Annotated in this window: 1 protein-coding gene and 2 pseudogenes; 1 reads left to right on the forward strand and 2 read right to left on the reverse strand. The window is 44.9% G+C overall.

Annotated features, from left to right (window positions below; translation table 11 throughout):
• Nucleotides 1–14 precede the first annotated feature (14 nt).
• A pseudogene (locus R7Q09_RS24200) lies at nucleotides 15–452 on the forward strand (transporter associated domain-containing protein); the annotation flags it as partial.
• 60 nt (nucleotides 453–512) lie between these two features.
• On the opposite strand, the gene luxS reads toward R7Q09_RS24200, so the two are convergent.
• Together luxS and R7Q09_RS24210 are read right to left on the reverse strand one after the other, a co-directional pair.
• On the reverse strand, nucleotides 513–1,031 hold the full coding sequence (gene luxS / locus R7Q09_RS24205) for an S-ribosylhomocysteine lyase (RefSeq protein WP_005462534.1): 519 nt from the start codon (nucleotides 1,029–1,031) through the stop codon (nucleotides 513–515).
• 66 nt (nucleotides 1,032–1,097) lie between these two features.
• Nucleotides 1,098–1,428 (reverse strand): annotated as a pseudogene (locus R7Q09_RS24210) (hypothetical protein); the annotation flags it as partial.

Raw genomic sequence — 1,428 nt, forward strand, 5'->3', positions numbered from 1 at the left:
ATGAAGTGTATTAAATTCCTGAAGGAACGCCGCTGAACGTAAAAATGTTAAAGTTCCAGCGCAACAAGCAGCGCATCGGTCTGATCGTAGGCGAGTACGGTGATATCATCGGTCTAATCACTCTTGAAGACATCCTAGAAGAGATCATTGGTGAGTTCACAACGTCTATTTCTCCTAGTTTGTCTGATGAAATCAGCCCACAAGGCGACGGTAGTTTCTTAATTGAAGGCAGCACCAATATCCGCGATATCAACAAAGGTTTGAAATGGGATTTACCTACCGATGGCCCTAGAACCTTGAATGGTCTGATTTTGGAACACCTAGAAGATATTCCAGAGAGTCATTTAAGTGTCCGTGTCGCGGGCCACCCGATGGAAATTGTTGAAATCGAAGAAAACCGAATCAAGCTAGTTCGAGTCTATCCGAAGAAGAAAAAATCAACGTCCAAATAACCAAAAGAAAAGCCTGACTCATGTCAGGCTTTTTGTTTTGTGTTGCCGTTCCAAAAGAACTTAGTCTACGCGCAGCTCTTTTAGCATTGATTCTGGCAAAGCCAACTCGTCGTTTTTATTAACAGACACACCTGCGGCTAGAATGTTCTTGGCAATTTGCTGTGCTTCTTCTAAAGAATGCATCGCTGCAGTACCACACTGGTACTCATTTAGCTCAGGGATTTTGTTCTGGCTTTCCACTTTTAGCACATCTTCCATAGAAGCAAGCCATGCGTCTGCGACTTGCTGTTCAGAAGGCGTACCAATGAGACTCATGTAAAAACCAGTGCGACATCCCATCGGTGAGATATCAATGATTTCCACACTGTCACCATTTAGGTGATTGCGCATGAAACCTGCGTACAAGTGCTCTAGTGTATGAATGCCTTTCTCTGAAAGAATGTCTTTGTTAGGCGCAGTGAAGCGTAAGTCGAAAACCGTAATGGTATCTCCTTTTGGAGTTTGCATGGTTTTCGCGACACGCACTGCTGGTGCATTCATGCGAGTGTGGTCTACGGTGAAGCTATCGAGTAAAGGCATTACATCTCTCCTGATTGTAATTCCAACACCTTGAGGTATTGGTTTGGTTTTTATACCCAAATGGGGTTAAAAGAACCAGCTGCTGTTGTCTTCTAATTCCTGACGACATTGCTTCAGCTGCCAGCCATAAGTCTTTGCGGTTTGCTCAACGCGCCGAGCCACTTTCATCAAACTAGGCTTTCTTTTGTAAGTTCCACGTTTATAACCGCCTCGCCCTTCATGATAGGCCAGATACTGGTTATAAGGGTCCCACAATGAAATGCCTAACTGGCGACGAGTCTCGTGGGTATACCACCCAACAAACATTATCGAATCATCAAAATTGGTGCGCGAACCACCTTGCCCGGTGGAATCTTGGAAGTCATCCCAAGCTGGATCTTGAGCCTGTGCATAGCCA

This window comes from Vibrio sp. 2130-1 (genome assembly GCF_033339515.1).

Bases quoted from the DNA above. Each gene is read 5' to 3' on its own strand.
- luxS (WP_005462534.1), bottom strand. From the start codon at position 1,031: ATGCCTTTACTCGATAGCTTCACCGTAGACCACACTCGCATGAATGCA.